This window comes from Halorubrum marinum (assembly GCF_048381195.1).
Lineage (GTDB): Archaea > Halobacteriota > Halobacteria > Halobacteriales > Haloferacaceae > Halorubrum.
The window spans coordinates 1-14,317 of sequence record NZ_JBLWMM010000006.1; the positions used below are offsets into that span (position 1 = coordinate 1).

Genomic DNA, 14,317 nt, shown 5'->3' on the forward strand with positions numbered 1-14,317 from the left:
CCGCTTATAAGCGGCCGCGACGAGGCTGGGGAGGCATGAGGCTGTGCGGTGCTGTGCGGGGTGGGACTCAAAGGGGCAGTTGCCGGCGGCAAAGCCGCTGGCTGCCAGAGGCGCGAAGCGCCTCGCGGCCGGGGCTTTGGAGGTGTTCACCGCAGAGCAGTCTCTCACGGTGTGCCGAGCGGCTGGGGTTTCGGAGGCGTTTCCTGTCGATCCGCTCACCAATCAGTTATAAATGGCCGTTCGGCGCGACAGAGCCTCGCCGCACCGACACCACCCTATCTACACCCATCGACGTGCACCCCCACCGAATCCTCACGGACGTCCACCCGAAACGGAGGGTCCGAAACGGTTTTGCCGACCCCTGACGGACGGTCGATATGCCAACGGATCCCGACACAGGGTACGACCCCTCGCTGGGTCGGAAGTTCGTCTTCGTCACGGGCGGGGTAATGTCCGGGCTGGGGAAGGGAATCACCGCCGCCAGCACCGGCCGACTCCTCGCGAACGCGGGCTTCGACGTCACCGCCGTGAAGGTCGACCCCTATCTCAACGTCGACGCCGGGACGATGAATCCCTACGAGCACGGCGAGGTGTACGTCCTCAAAGACGGGGGCGAAGTCGACCTGGACCTCGGCAACTACGAGCGCTTCCTCGGCACGGACATGACGTTCGACCACAACGTCACCACGGGGAAGACGTACCAGCACGTCATCGAGCGCGAGCGCGCCGGCGACTACCTCGGCAAGACCGTCCAGATCATCCCGCACGTCACCGACGACATCAAGCGGCGCATCCGGGAGGCCGCCGAGGGGTCGGACGTCTGCCTGATCGAAATCGGCGGGACCGTCGGCGACATCGAGTCCATGCCCTTCTTAGAGGCGCTCCGACAGTTCGCCAGCGAGGAGGACCCCGAGGACATCCTCTTCGCGCACGTCACGCTCGTCCCGTACTCGAAGAACGGCGAGCAGAAGACGAAACCGACCCAGCACTCGGTGAAGGAGCTGCGCTCGATCGGCCTCCAGCCGGACATCCTCGTCGGCCGCTGCGAGGACAGACTCGACCCCGACGTGAAAGAGAAGATCGCCCTGTTCTGTGACGTGCCCACGGACGCCGTCTTCTCGAACCCCGACGTGGAGGACATCTACCACGTCCCGCTGATGGTCGAAGACGAGGGGTTAGACGAGTACGTGATGGAGCGGCTCGGCATCGCCGACGAGGCGCTGCCGAAGGCGGAACGCTCCACGGAGTGGCGCGAACTGGTCACCCGCGACCGCGACGAGGCGATCGACGTCGCGCTCGTCGGCAAGTACGCCTTGGAGGACGCGTACATGTCGATCCACGAGGCACTGAAACACGCCGGAATCCACACCGAGACGGAGGTGAACGTGCTGTGGGTCGACGCAGACGAGACGACGGACCGCCACGAGGAGCGCCTCGCCTCTGCCGACGCGGTCGTCGTCCCCGGCGGCTTCGGTTCTCGCGGCACCGACGGGAAGATCGAGGCGATCCGGTACGCCCGCGAGAACGACGTGCCCTTCTTAGGGCTCTGTTTAGGCTTCCAGATGGCGGTCGTCGAACACGCGCGGAACGTCCTCGGCCTCGCGGACGCCCACTCCGCCGAGATCGACCCGGACACGCCGCACCCCGTCATCGATCTGCTCCCCGACCAGTACGAGACGGAGGACATGGGGGGCACGATGCGGCTCGGTGCCCACGAGACCGACATCGAGCCGGGCACCCTCGCGGCGTCGGTGTACGGCGCGGACTCCTGTACGGAGCGCCACCGTCACCGGTACGAGGTGAACCCCGAGTACATCGAGGAGCTGGAGGCGGACGGCCTCCGCTTCTCCGGTCGAGCGGACAACCGGATGGAGATACTCGAACGCCCTGACCACCCGTTCTTCTTCGGCACCCAAGCGCATCCCGAGTTCCGGTCGCGACCGGACCGCGCGAGCCCGCCGTTCGTCTCCTTGGTCGAGGCCGCGCTGAAATCGACGGACACAACCGAGCGGAACGCGGACGTGAGGCTATAGATGGTGGAGACGGAGGCGTTCATCGACGAGGCGATAACGGAGATCCGGGAGGCGATCGGCGACGCGAACGCGGTGATCGCCCTCTCGGGCGGCGTCGACTCCTCGGTCGCGGCGACGCTCGCGTACGAGGCGGTCGGCGACCAGCTCACCCCCGTCTACGTCGACACGGGGCTGATGCGCAAGGGCGAAACCGAGGAGATCCGCGACACGTTCTCCTTCATGGAGTCGCTGCGCGTGATCGAGGCGCAAGACCGGTTCTTCGATCGGCTCGCGGGCGTCACCGACCCCGAGGAGAAACGCCACGTCATCGGCGAGGGGTTCATCGACGAGTTCGAGACGGTCGCCCGCGACGTCGACGCCGACTTCCTCGTGCAGGGGACGATCTACCCCGACCGCATCGAGTCGGAGGGGAACATCAAGTCCCATCACAACGTCGGCGGGCTCCCCGAGGTCGTCGACTTCGAGGGCATCGTCGAGCCGGTGCGCGACCTCTACAAGGACGAGGTCCGCGAGGTCGCTCGCGAACTCGGCTTAGAGGAGATCATCTCCGAGCGGATGCCGTTCCCCGGTCCCGGGCTGGCCGTCCGGATCGTCGGTGAGGTCACCCGCGAGAAAGCCGCCGTCGCCCGCGAGGCGACCCACGTCGTCGAGGAGGAACTCGAGGAGTACGAGCCGTGGCAGGCGTTCGCCGCGGTGCTCGGGAAGGCGACCGGCGTGAAAGGCGACAACCGCGTGCACGGCTGGGTCGTCGCCGTGCGATCCGTCGAGAGCCGCGACGGGATGACCGCGCGGGCACAGGAGATCGACTGGAGCACCCTCCAGCGGATCCAGAGCCGGATCACCGGCGAGAACGAGACCGTCGCGCGCGTCCTCTACGACGTGACGCACAAACCGCCCGCGACGATCGAGTACGAGTGATGGCGGCGAGCACTATCGCCATCGTCGCCGGACCGGACGAGCACGGTCTCGGCGAGGAGCTCGCGGCACTCGACGTCACAGTGCGCCGGATCGACGGATCGGTCACCGCACGAACGCTAGAGACGGCCGGGATCGATGAGGCGACCTACTTCGTCCTGACCGACGTGGAGGAGGCGACCGGTATCGTCGTCGCAAAGGAACTGAATCCGACGGCCACCGCGGTGACGTACGCCGAGCGCTCCCTTCCGGAGTTCGTCGCCGGCGTGTCGGACCTCGCGATCGATCCGTCTCTTATCGACCCGGCGATGGTCGCCGAAGAGCTGACGAACGGAACGCTCGACGACTAGCCGTCGGTCTGGGCGACCGCAACACGGCTGTTATCGGTCGATCGTAACGCGACTGTTATCTCGTGACCGGGGCGTCGACGGACCCGATCGACTCGACGACCGCTCGCACCTCGTCTCCGGGCTCGATCGGTGCGGCCCCGGGCGTCCCCGTACTGAACAGGTCGCCGGGTTCGAGCGTCATCACGTCGGAGTGGAACGAGACGATCTCGGCCGGGGGGAACAACATATTCCGAATCTCGTTTTCGGCTTCGACCTCGCCGTTGATCTCGGTCCGCACCGAGAGGCCGTCCAGATCGAGCGGCTCCTCCGGAACCGCGAGCGCGGGCCCGGTCACGAGGAACGTGTCGTAGCTCTTCGCCCGCGTGAGAAACCGCGGATTCCGCTGGAGCACGTCCTCGGCGGTCATGTCGATCACCGGAAGGAAGCCGGCGATCACGTCTGCGACGCTGTCGGCGTCGACGTTCCGACAGGTCCGGCCCATCACGACGGCGAGCTCCGCCTCGGCGGTCACCCGCTCGCTCTGCGATTTCGGGGGGAGACGGATCGGCCCGTTCGGTCCGGTGAGAACCGTCGAAGGCTTCATGAAGCTCGCCGGTTCGTCGGGGCGATCCTCGTCGAGGTCGCCGGCGTGCTCCTCGTAGTTCAGCCCGATTCCCCAGAACTTCCCGAACGATTCGAGAGGTGTTCCGAACGAAATGTCAGCGGCGGGAACGGGGTCGGCGGTCGCGTCGGCGACGGTACCCAACTCGCCTGCGGCCGCCCGCGGCAGCGCGCCACGGACGCCCTCGAGGTCGGACTCGACGGAACCGAGCGGAACGAACCCGTCGTCGTCGCCGAGTAGCGGATCGCCGGTCGCCGTCCGCGCGAGGTACTTCATCGCTCACTCCTCTCGGTCCGTCCAGAAGTCGAACGAGCGCCCGGGCGCGAACACGTCGAGGCCGACCGCCCGCTCGTCGCCGGTGTTCTCCACTCGATGGGTCTCGTCGGACTCCAACAGCACCGAGTCGTTCTTCTGGAGGGTGATCTCGTCGTCTTCCGTCGCGACCGTGAGTTCGCCTTTCAAGCAGAGACACACCTGCTCGTTCTCGTGGTCGTGCATCGGCGAACTGTGTCCCGGTGGCTTCTCGAACCACTCGAAAGAGAACTGGTCGCTCCCCGCCATCGAGACGCGTCGCCACCCCTCCTCGGGCTCGTACGTCTCGGCCTCGTCGAACGCGACCGGCTTCATCGGTTCGACCTCGTGGCGGCGCTGTCGTCAGATCGCGCACAATGTGTGATAGACTGAGCCATACCACGGCCATGTCGCGTTCAGCGTGAAAGCGTTTCCATCGGCTGCCGACGGACACGGATCTGTCGTCGACGTCGGACCGCACGCGAACTGTACCTATTTATCGGTTCCACTGTAAGCAGTAGCATGCTCGATTACTTCGACATGGAGTCGACGCTCTCGGAGGAGGAGCGCATGCTCGTCGACTCCGCTCGGTCGTTCATCGACGGCGAGGTCGACGACATCGGCCAGCACTGGATCGACGGCACGTTCCCCACGGAGCTTATTCCGAAGATGGGCGAGATGGGATTTTACGCGCCCAACCTCGACGGATACGGACTCCCGAACGTCAGCGAAACCGCGTACGGGCTCCTGATGCGCGAGCTGGAGGCGTGCGACTCCGGGCTCCGCTCGATGGCCAGCGTCCAGGGGGCCTTGGTGATGTACCCGATCCACGCCTTCGGGAGCGACGAACAGAAGGAGCGATGGCTCCCGAAACTCGGCACCGGCGACGCGGTCGGTTGCTTCGGGCTGACGGAGCCGGAGCACGGTTCGAACCCCTCCGCGATGGAGACCGCCGCGGAGCCCGACGGCGACGAGTACGTGCTGACCGGCTCGAAGACGTGGATCACGAACTCGCCGATCGCGGACGTCGCCGTCGTCTGGGCGAAAGACCACGGCGAGGAGGATACCCCGGTCCGCGGGTTCCTCGTCGAGACCGACCGGGACGGCGTCACGACGAACAAGATCGACGAGAAGCTCAGCCTGCGCGCGTCGATCACGGGCGAGATCAGCCTCCAGAACGTCCGGATTCCGGCCGAGAACCGCCTGCCAGACGTCGAGGGGATGAAGGGGCCGCTGTCGTGTCTCACGCAGGCCAGATTCGGCATCGCGTGGGGCGCGGTCGGGGCCGCGCAGGACTGCTTTGCGACCGCCCGGGAGTACGCCACGGACCGCGAGCAGTTCGGGAGGCCGATCGGCGGCTTCCAGATCCAACAGGAGAAGCTCGCGGAGATGGCGACGCAGATCACGCTCGCACAGCTGCTCGCCCACCGGCTCGCCGACCTCAAGGAGGCGGGCGAGATGCGCCCGCAACACGTCTCGATGGCCAAGCGGAACAACGTCCGCATGGCCCGCGACCAGTCGCGTATCGCCCGCGAGATGCTCGGCGGCAACGGGATCACGGCGGACTACTCGCCGATGCGTCACATGGCGAACATGGAGACGGTGTACACCTACGAGGGCACTCACGACATCCACACGCTGATCCTCGGCGAGGATCTCACCGGGATCCCGGCGTACCAGTAACGCCGTCGACCGCTCTTTCCATTCGACGCGCCCCTACGCCACCTGATTTCGCAGCCCGTCGTAGCTCCCCGTCTCGGCGACTCGCTCGACGTTCTCGACGAAGACGTCCGCGCGCCGCTCCCAGTACTTCGGCGTGTGGCCCGCGACGTGGGGAGTCAGGAAGGCGTTCTCGAACCCCCACAAGTCGTGATCGGTCGGCAGCGGTTCGGGGTCGGTGACGTCGAGGGCGGCGCCGTGAAGCGCGTTCGACCGCAGCGCGTCCACGAGCGCCGGCGTGTCGATCACGCCGCCGCGAGCGACGTTGACGACGATCGCGTCCGTCGGGAGCGCGTCGAGCTCCGCGGCGCCGATCAGCCCCTCGGTCGTCTCCGTCAGCGGACACGTCAGGACGAGCACGTCCGTCCGCGGCAGCACCGTCGCGAGGTCGCCGTAGCCGAGCAGCTCGTCGGTCGGGCCGCCCTTCGAGACGGTGTGACGAACTCCGATCGTGTCGACGCCGAACCCGTCGAACCGCTCGACGACCGCCTCTCCGATCGCGCCGAGACCGATCACGGTGACGGTGCTCCCGGCGAGTTCGGTGAACGACTGGAAGCGTCGCCACTCGCGCCGCCGCTGTCGGCGACGCCCCTCGTCGAGTCGTCGCGCGAACGTCAGGACCCAGCCGAGCACGTGTTCGGCGATGTTCGGGCCGTGGACGCCGGAGGCGTTCGTCACCGCGACCCCGTGCTCGGCGAGGGCGCCGAGCGGTAGGTGGTCGACGCCCGCGGAGTTACACGCGAACAGCCGCAGGCGCTCTGCGTGCTCTAATTCGCTTTCCTCGACGTCCTTCCCGGCGACGACCGTGGCCTCACGGAGGTACCGGCGTCGTTCGTCCGCCGTCGCGGCGAGGCGAACCTCGCGGTCCGGGAGCCGCTGTCGGAGTATCTCGACGTACTCGGCCGCCGGAATACCGTGTGCGTCGTGATCGAGCACCGCGATGTCTACCGAGGTCATAGTCGCGGCGTCGCGGTGAACGGATAAAGTCCCGCGGGTCGCGGTGGTCGGGATCGCACGGTCGCAGAGCTGGCGGCCCGTCATCGAGCGCTATCCCTCCATCCGGATCGCCGGTGACGCGCTCATCAGGAGCAGGCAGGCGATCCCGACGCCCGCACCCAGGAGTCCGGTGCCGACGCCGACGGCGCGGACCGCCGCCTCGAACCCCAGCGGGCGGGTCGCGACCGCGACGGCGACGCCCATGAGAATCGGGGTCGCCGTCGCCGCGGCGCGTCCGCTCCCCTCGCCGAGGCTGACGAGGCCGCCGCGCAGGTCCGCAGGCGGCAGCGTCGTGATGACGCTCCGGTAGATGGAGAGCACGAGCCCGAATCCGATCCCCATGAAGGCGACGCCGACGGCGGCGATCCCGATCGACGGGGCGAGGAAGGCGAGTGCGAGGCCGGCGCCCATCGACACGTTCGTGGCGATGAGCGGGTAGAGCCGGTCGTCGAAGACGTCGGCGACCCGTCCGGCCTGCGTCGCCGCGAGCGCGTACGTGACGCTTGCGATCGCGGCGAGGACCCCCGCCTCGGTCGGCGTGTAGCCGAGCACGTTCACGACGAGGATCGAGTTGTACGTGAGAAAACCGAACCAGGCGACGTTCGCGCTCCCCCGCGCGACGACCATGGTCCACGCCCGACGGTGCGCGACGAGCGCGCGCATGTCGCCGAGCTGCGCTCGGACCCCCGCTTCCGACCCCTCGTCGGCCGCCTCGTCGAGCGGCTCCTCGAAGTGGCGGTAGACGACGGCCGCGACCGGGAAGGCGACCGCGTACAGCAGGAACGGGTACTGCCACGCCATCCCCACGAGCACCCCTGCAGCCAGCGGAAACGCCGTCTGCGAGAGCCCCGAACCGGTGAACCGGAGCCCCTGTGCGGTCGCCTCCCTCGTCCCCTCGTACAGGTCGCCGAGGCTGGTGATGATGATCGGCGTGAGCGCCGCGAAGCCGATCCCTTGGAGCGCGCGCAGGGCGAGCGCCGCCGCGAAGGTGGAGACGAAGGCGATGGCCGTGCCGGTGAGCCCGAACCAGAGCAACCCGAAGATCAGCACCGGTCGCCGCCCGTACCGGTCGGAGATGACGCCCGCGATCGGGATGACGACGATGGACGGCGCGGTGAACGCCGACATCATGAGCCCGATGTTCGCCGTCGACGCTCCCAGCGGCTCGACGAGCGAGCCGAGCACCGGCGAGAGGAGCGCGGTGCCGAGCGGCGGGAGGACGTTGATGAGAAGCAGCAGCTGGAAGGGCCGCTCCCGAACGATCCCCGATTCGGCTCCCGCGATCGACGAGAGCGATACCACGCCTGTCCGCAGGCGATCGCTCGAATTAAAGCTACGCGTTGTGGCAGTCCGTCGCGTGTCGGCGGGGTCGATCCGCGTCGCCGTCTCTCCGACACACCAACCCCGCGCGGCTCAGCTCTCGGCCGCGCCGACGCGCCGCCGCTGCCGGATCGACAGCCACACCGCACAGCAGAAGGCGACGGCGACGGCGGCCGTCGTCAGCGAGAACGCGACCCGGTAGCCGAACTCGGTGTAGACGACGGCTCCGGAGACGACGTCGCCGGTGCGGTACCCGTCGAGGACGACGCCCATCGCGGTCGGGAGGACCGCGCCCCCGAAGAACCCGGCGCCGTTCACGGTCGCGGTGGCGACTCCGCTCGCCTCGGCCGGGTACTGTTCCTTGATTATCGGGAGCGCAAGCATAACGAACCCGAGGCTGAACCCGACGAGGAAGAACACGGCAGCGATCGCGGCGAGCGGCGGAGCGCCGAGGGCGGGCACGACCGCGAGGACGAGCGCGAACAGTCCGAGCCCACCGATCAGCGGCCCGTGACGGCGACCGATCCGGTCGGAGATACGTCCCATCGCCGGTGCACCGATCAGCATTCCGACCGCCCCCACGAGCGTGAAGTAGGAGGCGGTCGTCACGTCGAGCCCGTATACGACGACGAGATACGGTACGCCCCAGAGCCCGATCACGGTGAGAATTGTCCCCATTGCCGAAAAGAACACGACCGACAGCAGCCACTGGTCGAGGTCGCCGAGCAGCGTCCGGAGGTGCGCACCGGTCTCACGGAGACTCGCCGTGCGTTGCTTCGGAACGTTCTCGATCGGGTCGAGCCCCGCGTCGCTCGGCGAGCGGCGAACGAGCGCGAACACCGCGACCGCTGCCACGAAGCCGACCACTGCGAGCGCGCGCACGGTCGTCCGCCAGCCGATCTGCTCGATCGCGATCGCCAGCGGAACCGTCGCGAGGATCGCGCCGAGTCCGGCGATTCCGGTCGTCACACCCGTCATCGTCGCGAACTCGTTGACGCGGAACCAGCTCGCGCAAAAGCGGAGCGTGGCGATGAAGATCACGCCGCTGCCGAGCCCGATCACCGCCCGTGAGAGGAACGCCGTGAGGTAGCTCCCGCTGAGGGTGAAGGCGATGGCGCCCGCGCTGAGGACGAGCGCGCCTGCCGCCCCGACGTACCGCGCGCCGTATCGATCGGAGACGACGCCGGTCGGGATCTGCACGATCGCGTAAATGAAAAAGAAGGAGGCGTGGAGGGTTCCGAGCTGCGACGCCGAGATCGCGAACGCGTCGACCAACTCTTCAGACAGTACTGCCGTCGAGAGGCGGTGAACGTTGACCAGAAGGAAGACGACCGCCAGCGACCCCCACCCGAGCCATCGGCGCTTCGTGGGGTCGGTGAGCGCGCTCATGCGCACACATCTGCGAGCCCGCACCTAAAACCGTGAGGCTCCGGAAAATGAGGGGTCGAAACGGCACGGAGGCTCTGTTGAAGTTCTCATCGGCGAATGTGTTCTGTCTCGGTCGCGGCCAGTACAGGGGAAGCAAGTTCTACACTCTGTTCAACAGATTGACATCTTCCGCTATGGCCGGATTGCGGGTTCCATTCACACCGTTCAGCGACCCGCTATTTCAGACAAGAACACATCTGAAAAACAGATTTCAACAGGACCGGTTTCAACAGGACCGATTTCAACAAAGCCGCCGCAGACTGTCTGTCCGTCTCTCCCTGCGCTTACCTCGCTGCACTCGCCCGATCAGGCGGTCGCCATCTCCTTTTCGAGGTCGCGAAGCCGCTCGATCCGGCTCTCGGTCGGGGGGTGCGTCGAGGCGAGCTTGCCGACGAACCCCGCCTTGATCGGGATGATGAAGAACGCGTTCATCTCCGCCTCCTCGCGGAGGTCCTCCTTCGGGACCCGGTCCATCCGGCCGTCTATCGTCATCAGCGCGGACGCGAGCGCGCCGGGCCGCCCGGTGATCAGCGCCGCGCCGCGGTCGGCGGCGTACTCGCGGTACCGCGAGAGCGCGCGGATCAGCAGGAACGAGATCACCCACACGACCAGCGACGCGATGATGGCGACGATGACGGGCGCGCCCTGCCGGTTGTTCCCGCCGAGCAGCCAGCCCCACCGCACGATGAAGAAGGCGATCGTCGAGAGGAACGAGGCGATGGTCATCACCATCACGTCGCGGTTTTTCACGTGCGCGAGCTCGTGGGCGAGCACGGCGTCGAGTTCGTCCTCGTCGAGCGCTCGGAGCAGCCCGGTCGTCACCGCGACGGTCGCGTTCTTCTTGTTCCGGCCGGTGGCGAACGCGTTCGGGACCTGCGTGTCGGCGACGGCGACCGTCGGCTTCGGGATGTCCGCCTGCTGGCTCAGCCTGTCCATCCGCCGGTGCAGGTCCGGGTACTCCTCGGGCGTGACCGCTTTCGCACCCATGCTCCGCAGGGCGAGCTTGTCGCTGAAGAAGTACTGCGCGATCGAGAACGCCCCCAACATGATCATCGGGAAGAGGAAGTTCTGGAAGTACAGCGTCAGAACTCCCACGAACACGACGTAGAGGGCGAATAGGAGGAACATCGTGAACGCCATTCGTCCACGTAGCCCCCAGTCCGTCTTCCATTCCATACCCGTATTGTACTGCTCAGTGGGTTAAAGACTGCCGGAGCCGGGCGACACCAGCGGCACGCGATACCGGTGGCACGCGACACGAGGACCGCTCGGCTTCGGGAGACGGCAGCCCTTTTGTCCCGCCCCGGCGACGCAAACGCATGGAAACCGTCCTCGTCACCGGCGGCCGCGGGGCCTCCGGGCGCTGGGTCGTCGATCGGCTCGCGGGCGACTACGAGGTCGTCGTCGCCGACTACGAGCACCCGGGACTCGCCGTGGAGCCCGCGTCGCACGTCTCCTTCCGCGCGGCCGACCTCGCCGATCGAGGGGAGGCGCTCGACACGGTCGCCGCGGTCGACCCCGACGCCGTCGTCCACTGGGCGGCGATTCCGGTCGCTGGCACGCACCCCGACGGGCGGGTGTTCGAGACGAACGTCCGCGCCGCGAAGAACGTCCTCGACGCCGCGGGCCGCGCCGACGCCCGGATCGTCCAGGCGTCCAGCGACGGCGCGTACGGCTTCTTCTTCGCCGACCCGACCCCGGTCCCCGACGAGCTTCCAGTCACGGAGGACCACCCGCTCCGGCCGGAGGACCCGTACGGCCTCTCGAAGGTGACCGCGGAAGCGACCGCGGGCGCGGTCGCGCGCCGCGAGGGCGTCCCGGCGGTGTCGATCCGCCCGTCGTGGATCCAATACCCCGGCGCGTACCCGTGTCGCGAAGACGGATACGTCGGAGACCTCGACGCTGGAGCCGGCAACTTCTGGTCGTACGTCGACGCCCGCGACGTTGCGGACCTCGTCGCGGCCGCGCTCGCGGCGACCGGTGAGCCCGATTCGGCCGTGGCCCCCGGAACCCACGAGGCCGTCAACTGCGTCGCCGCCGACAACGCCCTGGGGCGTCCACTGCTCGACCTCCTCCGGGAATCGTACGGCGAGGTTCCGGACGACCCCGCGGTCGCGGAGGGCGACGACCGGACCGCCTACGCTATCGAGAAGGCGGAGCGCCTGTTCGACTGGACCCCGTCGCACTCGTGGCGAGAGGCCGCCGACGCGACCGGCGTCGCCGAGCCGACGCTGTTCAAGCGGTAAATCGCCGAAAACGAGTCTTCGATACCTCGAACGTGGCGTGGCGGCGTGCAGCGATGGGGGGCCGGAGCGGCGCAACCTCCGAACGACCTTGCACAGCGGTGATCCCTGCGATATGCTACCCTCTCTCTTTTGCTATTCGACCGTCTACATTGGGTATGGTCGATACTGGTCCAGCGGAGATCCAGCTGAGCGACTCGGAGCGGGACGCGTTCTTAAGCCGTGTCGATACCGGGGTTCTCTCGTTGTCGACGCCAACTGACACGGCCCCACACAGCGTCCCGGTTTCGTTCGGATACAACGCCGCGCAGACCGCCTTCTACTTCCGGATCGTTGACCTCCCTCCCGAGGAGAAAGGCGAATTAGACGGCAGAGTAGTGACGTTCGTCACGTATGGTAGGGACGAAGCGATCGGCGGCTACGTCAGCGTCGTCGCTCAGGGGTCGCTCGAACCGACGACGGACGACGAGATCGCCACGGAAGCGCTCGCGGGACTCGAAGGGGTCACGATCCCGTTCGTGGACATCTTCGGTGATCGACCCGCGGACCTCAGTTTCTCGTTCTATCGACTCGTCCCGGAGACGCTCACCGGACGCAAAGAGATGAAAACGGAAGTGTAGCACGTCGAGGCAAAAACAAGCACACCGCTGCACGGTCGAGAACGCTAGATCGTCAGGATCGCGTTGACGAGCGTTCGCGTCGCGATCGCCGTCGCCGCGCCGAGCCACGTCAACAGCACGAAGTGGATGTAGCCGTTCGCGGGGTTCCCGCCGTCGATCCGCCGGATCATCTGCGAGGAGAGCGCGGCGTTGAACAGGACGACGGTCAACAGGAGGTACTCGATGAGCGGGATGTTGTACGCCCCGGGGTAGACGATCTGTCCGATATCCATCTGGTCGAGTTCGAAGTCGGCCGTCAGGTCGGCGAGGATCGCGACGATCTCCAACCCGATGAAGAAGGCGAACGTCGCCGCCGCCGTGATCCCGTACAGGAGGCCGATGAACGTCAGCGCCGCCTGTCGACGCTGCTCGCGCAGTTGGTTCACGGTGTTCATGTTCTTCGAGATCAGCTCGCCGAGCATCTTCGGGTCGCCGCCCATCTGCCGGCCGACGAGGTACATCTCGGAGAACTTCTGAATGAGGTACGACCGCGTGTCGTACGTGAACGATCGCCATGCCCCCTCGGTGCTGATCCGCATGTTGAGCCGCCGGTAGAGCCGCTCGATAGCGGGCGAGAGCGCGCCGAAGTTCTTCTCTCGGAGGGTGGTCAACACGTCCGTCGTCGTCGACTGCTTGGCGCTCTCGGTCGCGCCGAGCGCCCGGACGAAGGAAGGGAACTCCCCGTCGCGGGCCGTGATCGCCTGTTCTTCCCGTCGGAGGATCACGCCCGTGAGAATGAGCGGCGAGACCGGTACCGCGAGGTACAGGGGTAATCGGACGTCGTCGACGAACCATAAGAGTCCGGGAAGCCCCGGCCCGTATCCGAACATGCCGCTGGCCGTGATCCCGATGATCAGAAAGGAGAGTCCGCCACCGATCCCGAGCGACGCCCACAGCGTCAGGTCGCCGGGGGCGCGCTCGTCCGGGTGGAACCAGATCGGGTCGTACGGCGAGGTCGCCCGGATCATGGCGTAGAAGCCGAGCTGGACGAACACGAAGAGGACGATGACGGCCGCCACCGTCGCCGTCGGGTCGTTCCCGGTGAGGATCGGGAGGACGATCGCGAAGACCAAGGCGAACGTCATCGAGAGGATCATCGACATGTACAGGTCCTTCATCACCTCCAAGTTCGACAGCGAGGACTCGTACAGGGTCTCGTACTTGGCGAGCATGACGTCCTGCTCGGAGACGAGGAACTCCTCTAACGACTGGCCCGCGCCCATCGTGTAGCCGAGACGGTCGAAGAAGTCGGCCATCGCGTCCGAGGGGACCTCCTCGGCCCGCCGGCGACACGCGTCGTCGAGGCTCTGGTTCCACGTGTCGACGAGGTGGACGACGCGCGCGATCTCCTCGGCGGCGACGCCGTACTCCTCTTCGCGCGCCAAGGTCCGGAACACCTCCATACGGTCGATGTTCGTCGTCGACAACACCGTCATGTGCGTCATCACGAGATGCAGTTGGTTGTCGATCTGATTCTCCAGGCTGGAGAGGTAGATTCTCGGGTAGATCACCGCAGAGACCAACACGAGACCGCCGAACATCGGCACCGGAACCCGCGCGGCCAACGGGAGCGGGAGCACGAACAGGCCGACCACGCTCGCGAGGAACACGAGCACCGCGGGAGTCAGGACGAACCCGACGTACTTCCGCTTCGAGATATCGAGTTTGTCGTACGATTCCAGTATCGCGGCGGTCAACGCCGCCGCCGTCGCGAGCCCGTCGCCGACCTGTTTGACCGCCATGCTACCGAGTTTCCTCGCTT

Annotated in this window: 13 protein-coding genes; 6 read left to right on the forward strand and 7 right to left on the reverse strand. The window is 66.9% G+C overall.

Annotation, left to right across the window (positions count from 1 at the left end; translation table 11 throughout):
- The first annotated feature begins 377 nt into the window (after positions 1–377).
- Genes pyrG through ACNSN4_RS09365 form a run of 3 tightly spaced genes read left to right on the forward strand, consistent with a single transcriptional unit; the run spans position 378 to position 3,298 of the window.
- Positions 378–2,033, forward strand: a complete 1,656-nt coding sequence (gene pyrG, locus ACNSN4_RS09355; protein ID WP_418285554.1) for a CTP synthase — start codon at positions 378–380, stop codon at positions 2,031–2,033.
- Entirely contained in the window at positions 2,034–2,951 is a 918-nt protein-coding gene (gene guaA, locus ACNSN4_RS09360) for a glutamine-hydrolyzing GMP synthase (RefSeq protein WP_418285555.1), read from the forward strand. It abuts the gene before it with no gap.
- On the forward strand, positions 2,951–3,298 hold the full coding sequence (locus ACNSN4_RS09365; protein WP_418285556.1) for a DUF7126 family protein: 348 nt from the start codon (positions 2,951–2,953) through the stop codon (positions 3,296–3,298). Before guaA ends, ACNSN4_RS09365 begins: the two co-directional genes overlap by 1 nt.
- 55 nt (positions 3,299–3,353) lie before the next feature.
- On the opposite strand, the gene ACNSN4_RS09370 is transcribed toward ACNSN4_RS09365, so the two are convergent.
- A complete protein-coding gene (locus ACNSN4_RS09370; protein WP_418285557.1) occupies positions 3,354–4,175 on the reverse strand; it encodes a fumarylacetoacetate hydrolase family protein in 822 nt (273 codons plus the stop codon).
- A 3-nt stretch (positions 4,176–4,178) separates the two neighbouring features.
- A complete protein-coding gene (locus tag ACNSN4_RS09375; protein WP_418285558.1) occupies positions 4,179–4,526 on the reverse strand; it encodes a cupin domain-containing protein in 348 nt (115 codons plus the stop codon).
- A 186-nt stretch (positions 4,527–4,712) separates the two neighbouring features.
- On the opposite strand from ACNSN4_RS09375, the gene ACNSN4_RS09380 reads away from it, so the two are divergent.
- Entirely contained in the window at positions 4,713–5,873 is a 1,161-nt protein-coding gene (locus ACNSN4_RS09380; RefSeq protein ID WP_418285559.1) for an acyl-CoA dehydrogenase family protein, read from the forward strand.
- 33 nt (positions 5,874–5,906) lie between these two features.
- Here the strand turns inward: ACNSN4_RS09380 and ACNSN4_RS09385 are convergent, their stop codons facing one another.
- The 4 genes from ACNSN4_RS09385 to htpX all read right to left on the reverse strand — a co-directional run bounded on the left by ACNSN4_RS09385 (position 5,907) and on the right by htpX (position 10,829).
- Positions 5,907–6,866 (reverse strand): D-2-hydroxyacid dehydrogenase, encoded by a 960-nt coding sequence (locus ACNSN4_RS09385; protein ID WP_418285560.1) that lies wholly within the window; start codon positions 6,864–6,866, stop codon positions 5,907–5,909.
- Between the two features lie 90 nt (positions 6,867–6,956).
- Positions 6,957–8,207, reverse strand: a complete 1,251-nt coding sequence (locus ACNSN4_RS09390; protein ID WP_418285561.1) for an MFS transporter — start codon at positions 8,205–8,207, stop codon at positions 6,957–6,959.
- Between the two features lie 111 nt (positions 8,208–8,318).
- A complete protein-coding gene (locus ACNSN4_RS09395) occupies positions 8,319–9,614 on the reverse strand; it encodes an MFS transporter (RefSeq protein WP_418285562.1) in 1,296 nt (431 codons plus the stop codon).
- A gap of 345 nt (positions 9,615–9,959) precedes the next feature.
- Positions 9,960–10,829, reverse strand: coding sequence for a zinc metalloprotease HtpX (gene htpX / locus ACNSN4_RS09400; protein WP_418285563.1), 870 nt, complete (start codon positions 10,827–10,829; stop codon positions 9,960–9,962).
- A 143-nt stretch (positions 10,830–10,972) separates the two neighbouring features.
- Here htpX and ACNSN4_RS09405 point away from each other — a divergent pair, with 143 nt between their 5' ends.
- Positions 10,973–11,899 carry an NAD-dependent epimerase/dehydratase family protein gene (locus ACNSN4_RS09405; RefSeq protein ID WP_418285564.1) on the forward strand — a complete coding sequence of 309 codons (927 nt, stop codon included), beginning with the start codon at positions 10,973–10,975 and terminating at the stop codon, positions 11,897–11,899.
- Positions 11,900–12,054: 155 nt separating this feature from the next.
- Positions 12,055–12,516: a pyridoxamine 5'-phosphate oxidase family protein gene (locus tag ACNSN4_RS09410; RefSeq protein ID WP_418285565.1), complete on the forward strand. Its 462-nt coding sequence runs from the start codon at positions 12,055–12,057 to the stop codon at positions 12,514–12,516.
- Positions 12,517–12,560: 44 nt separating this feature from the next.
- On the opposite strand, the gene arlJ is transcribed toward ACNSN4_RS09410, so the two are convergent.
- A complete protein-coding gene (arlJ, locus tag ACNSN4_RS09415) occupies positions 12,561–14,297 on the reverse strand; it encodes an archaellar assembly protein ArlJ/FlaJ (RefSeq protein ID WP_418285566.1) in 1,737 nt (578 codons plus the stop codon).
- Between the last annotated feature and the right edge of the window lie 20 nt (positions 14,298–14,317).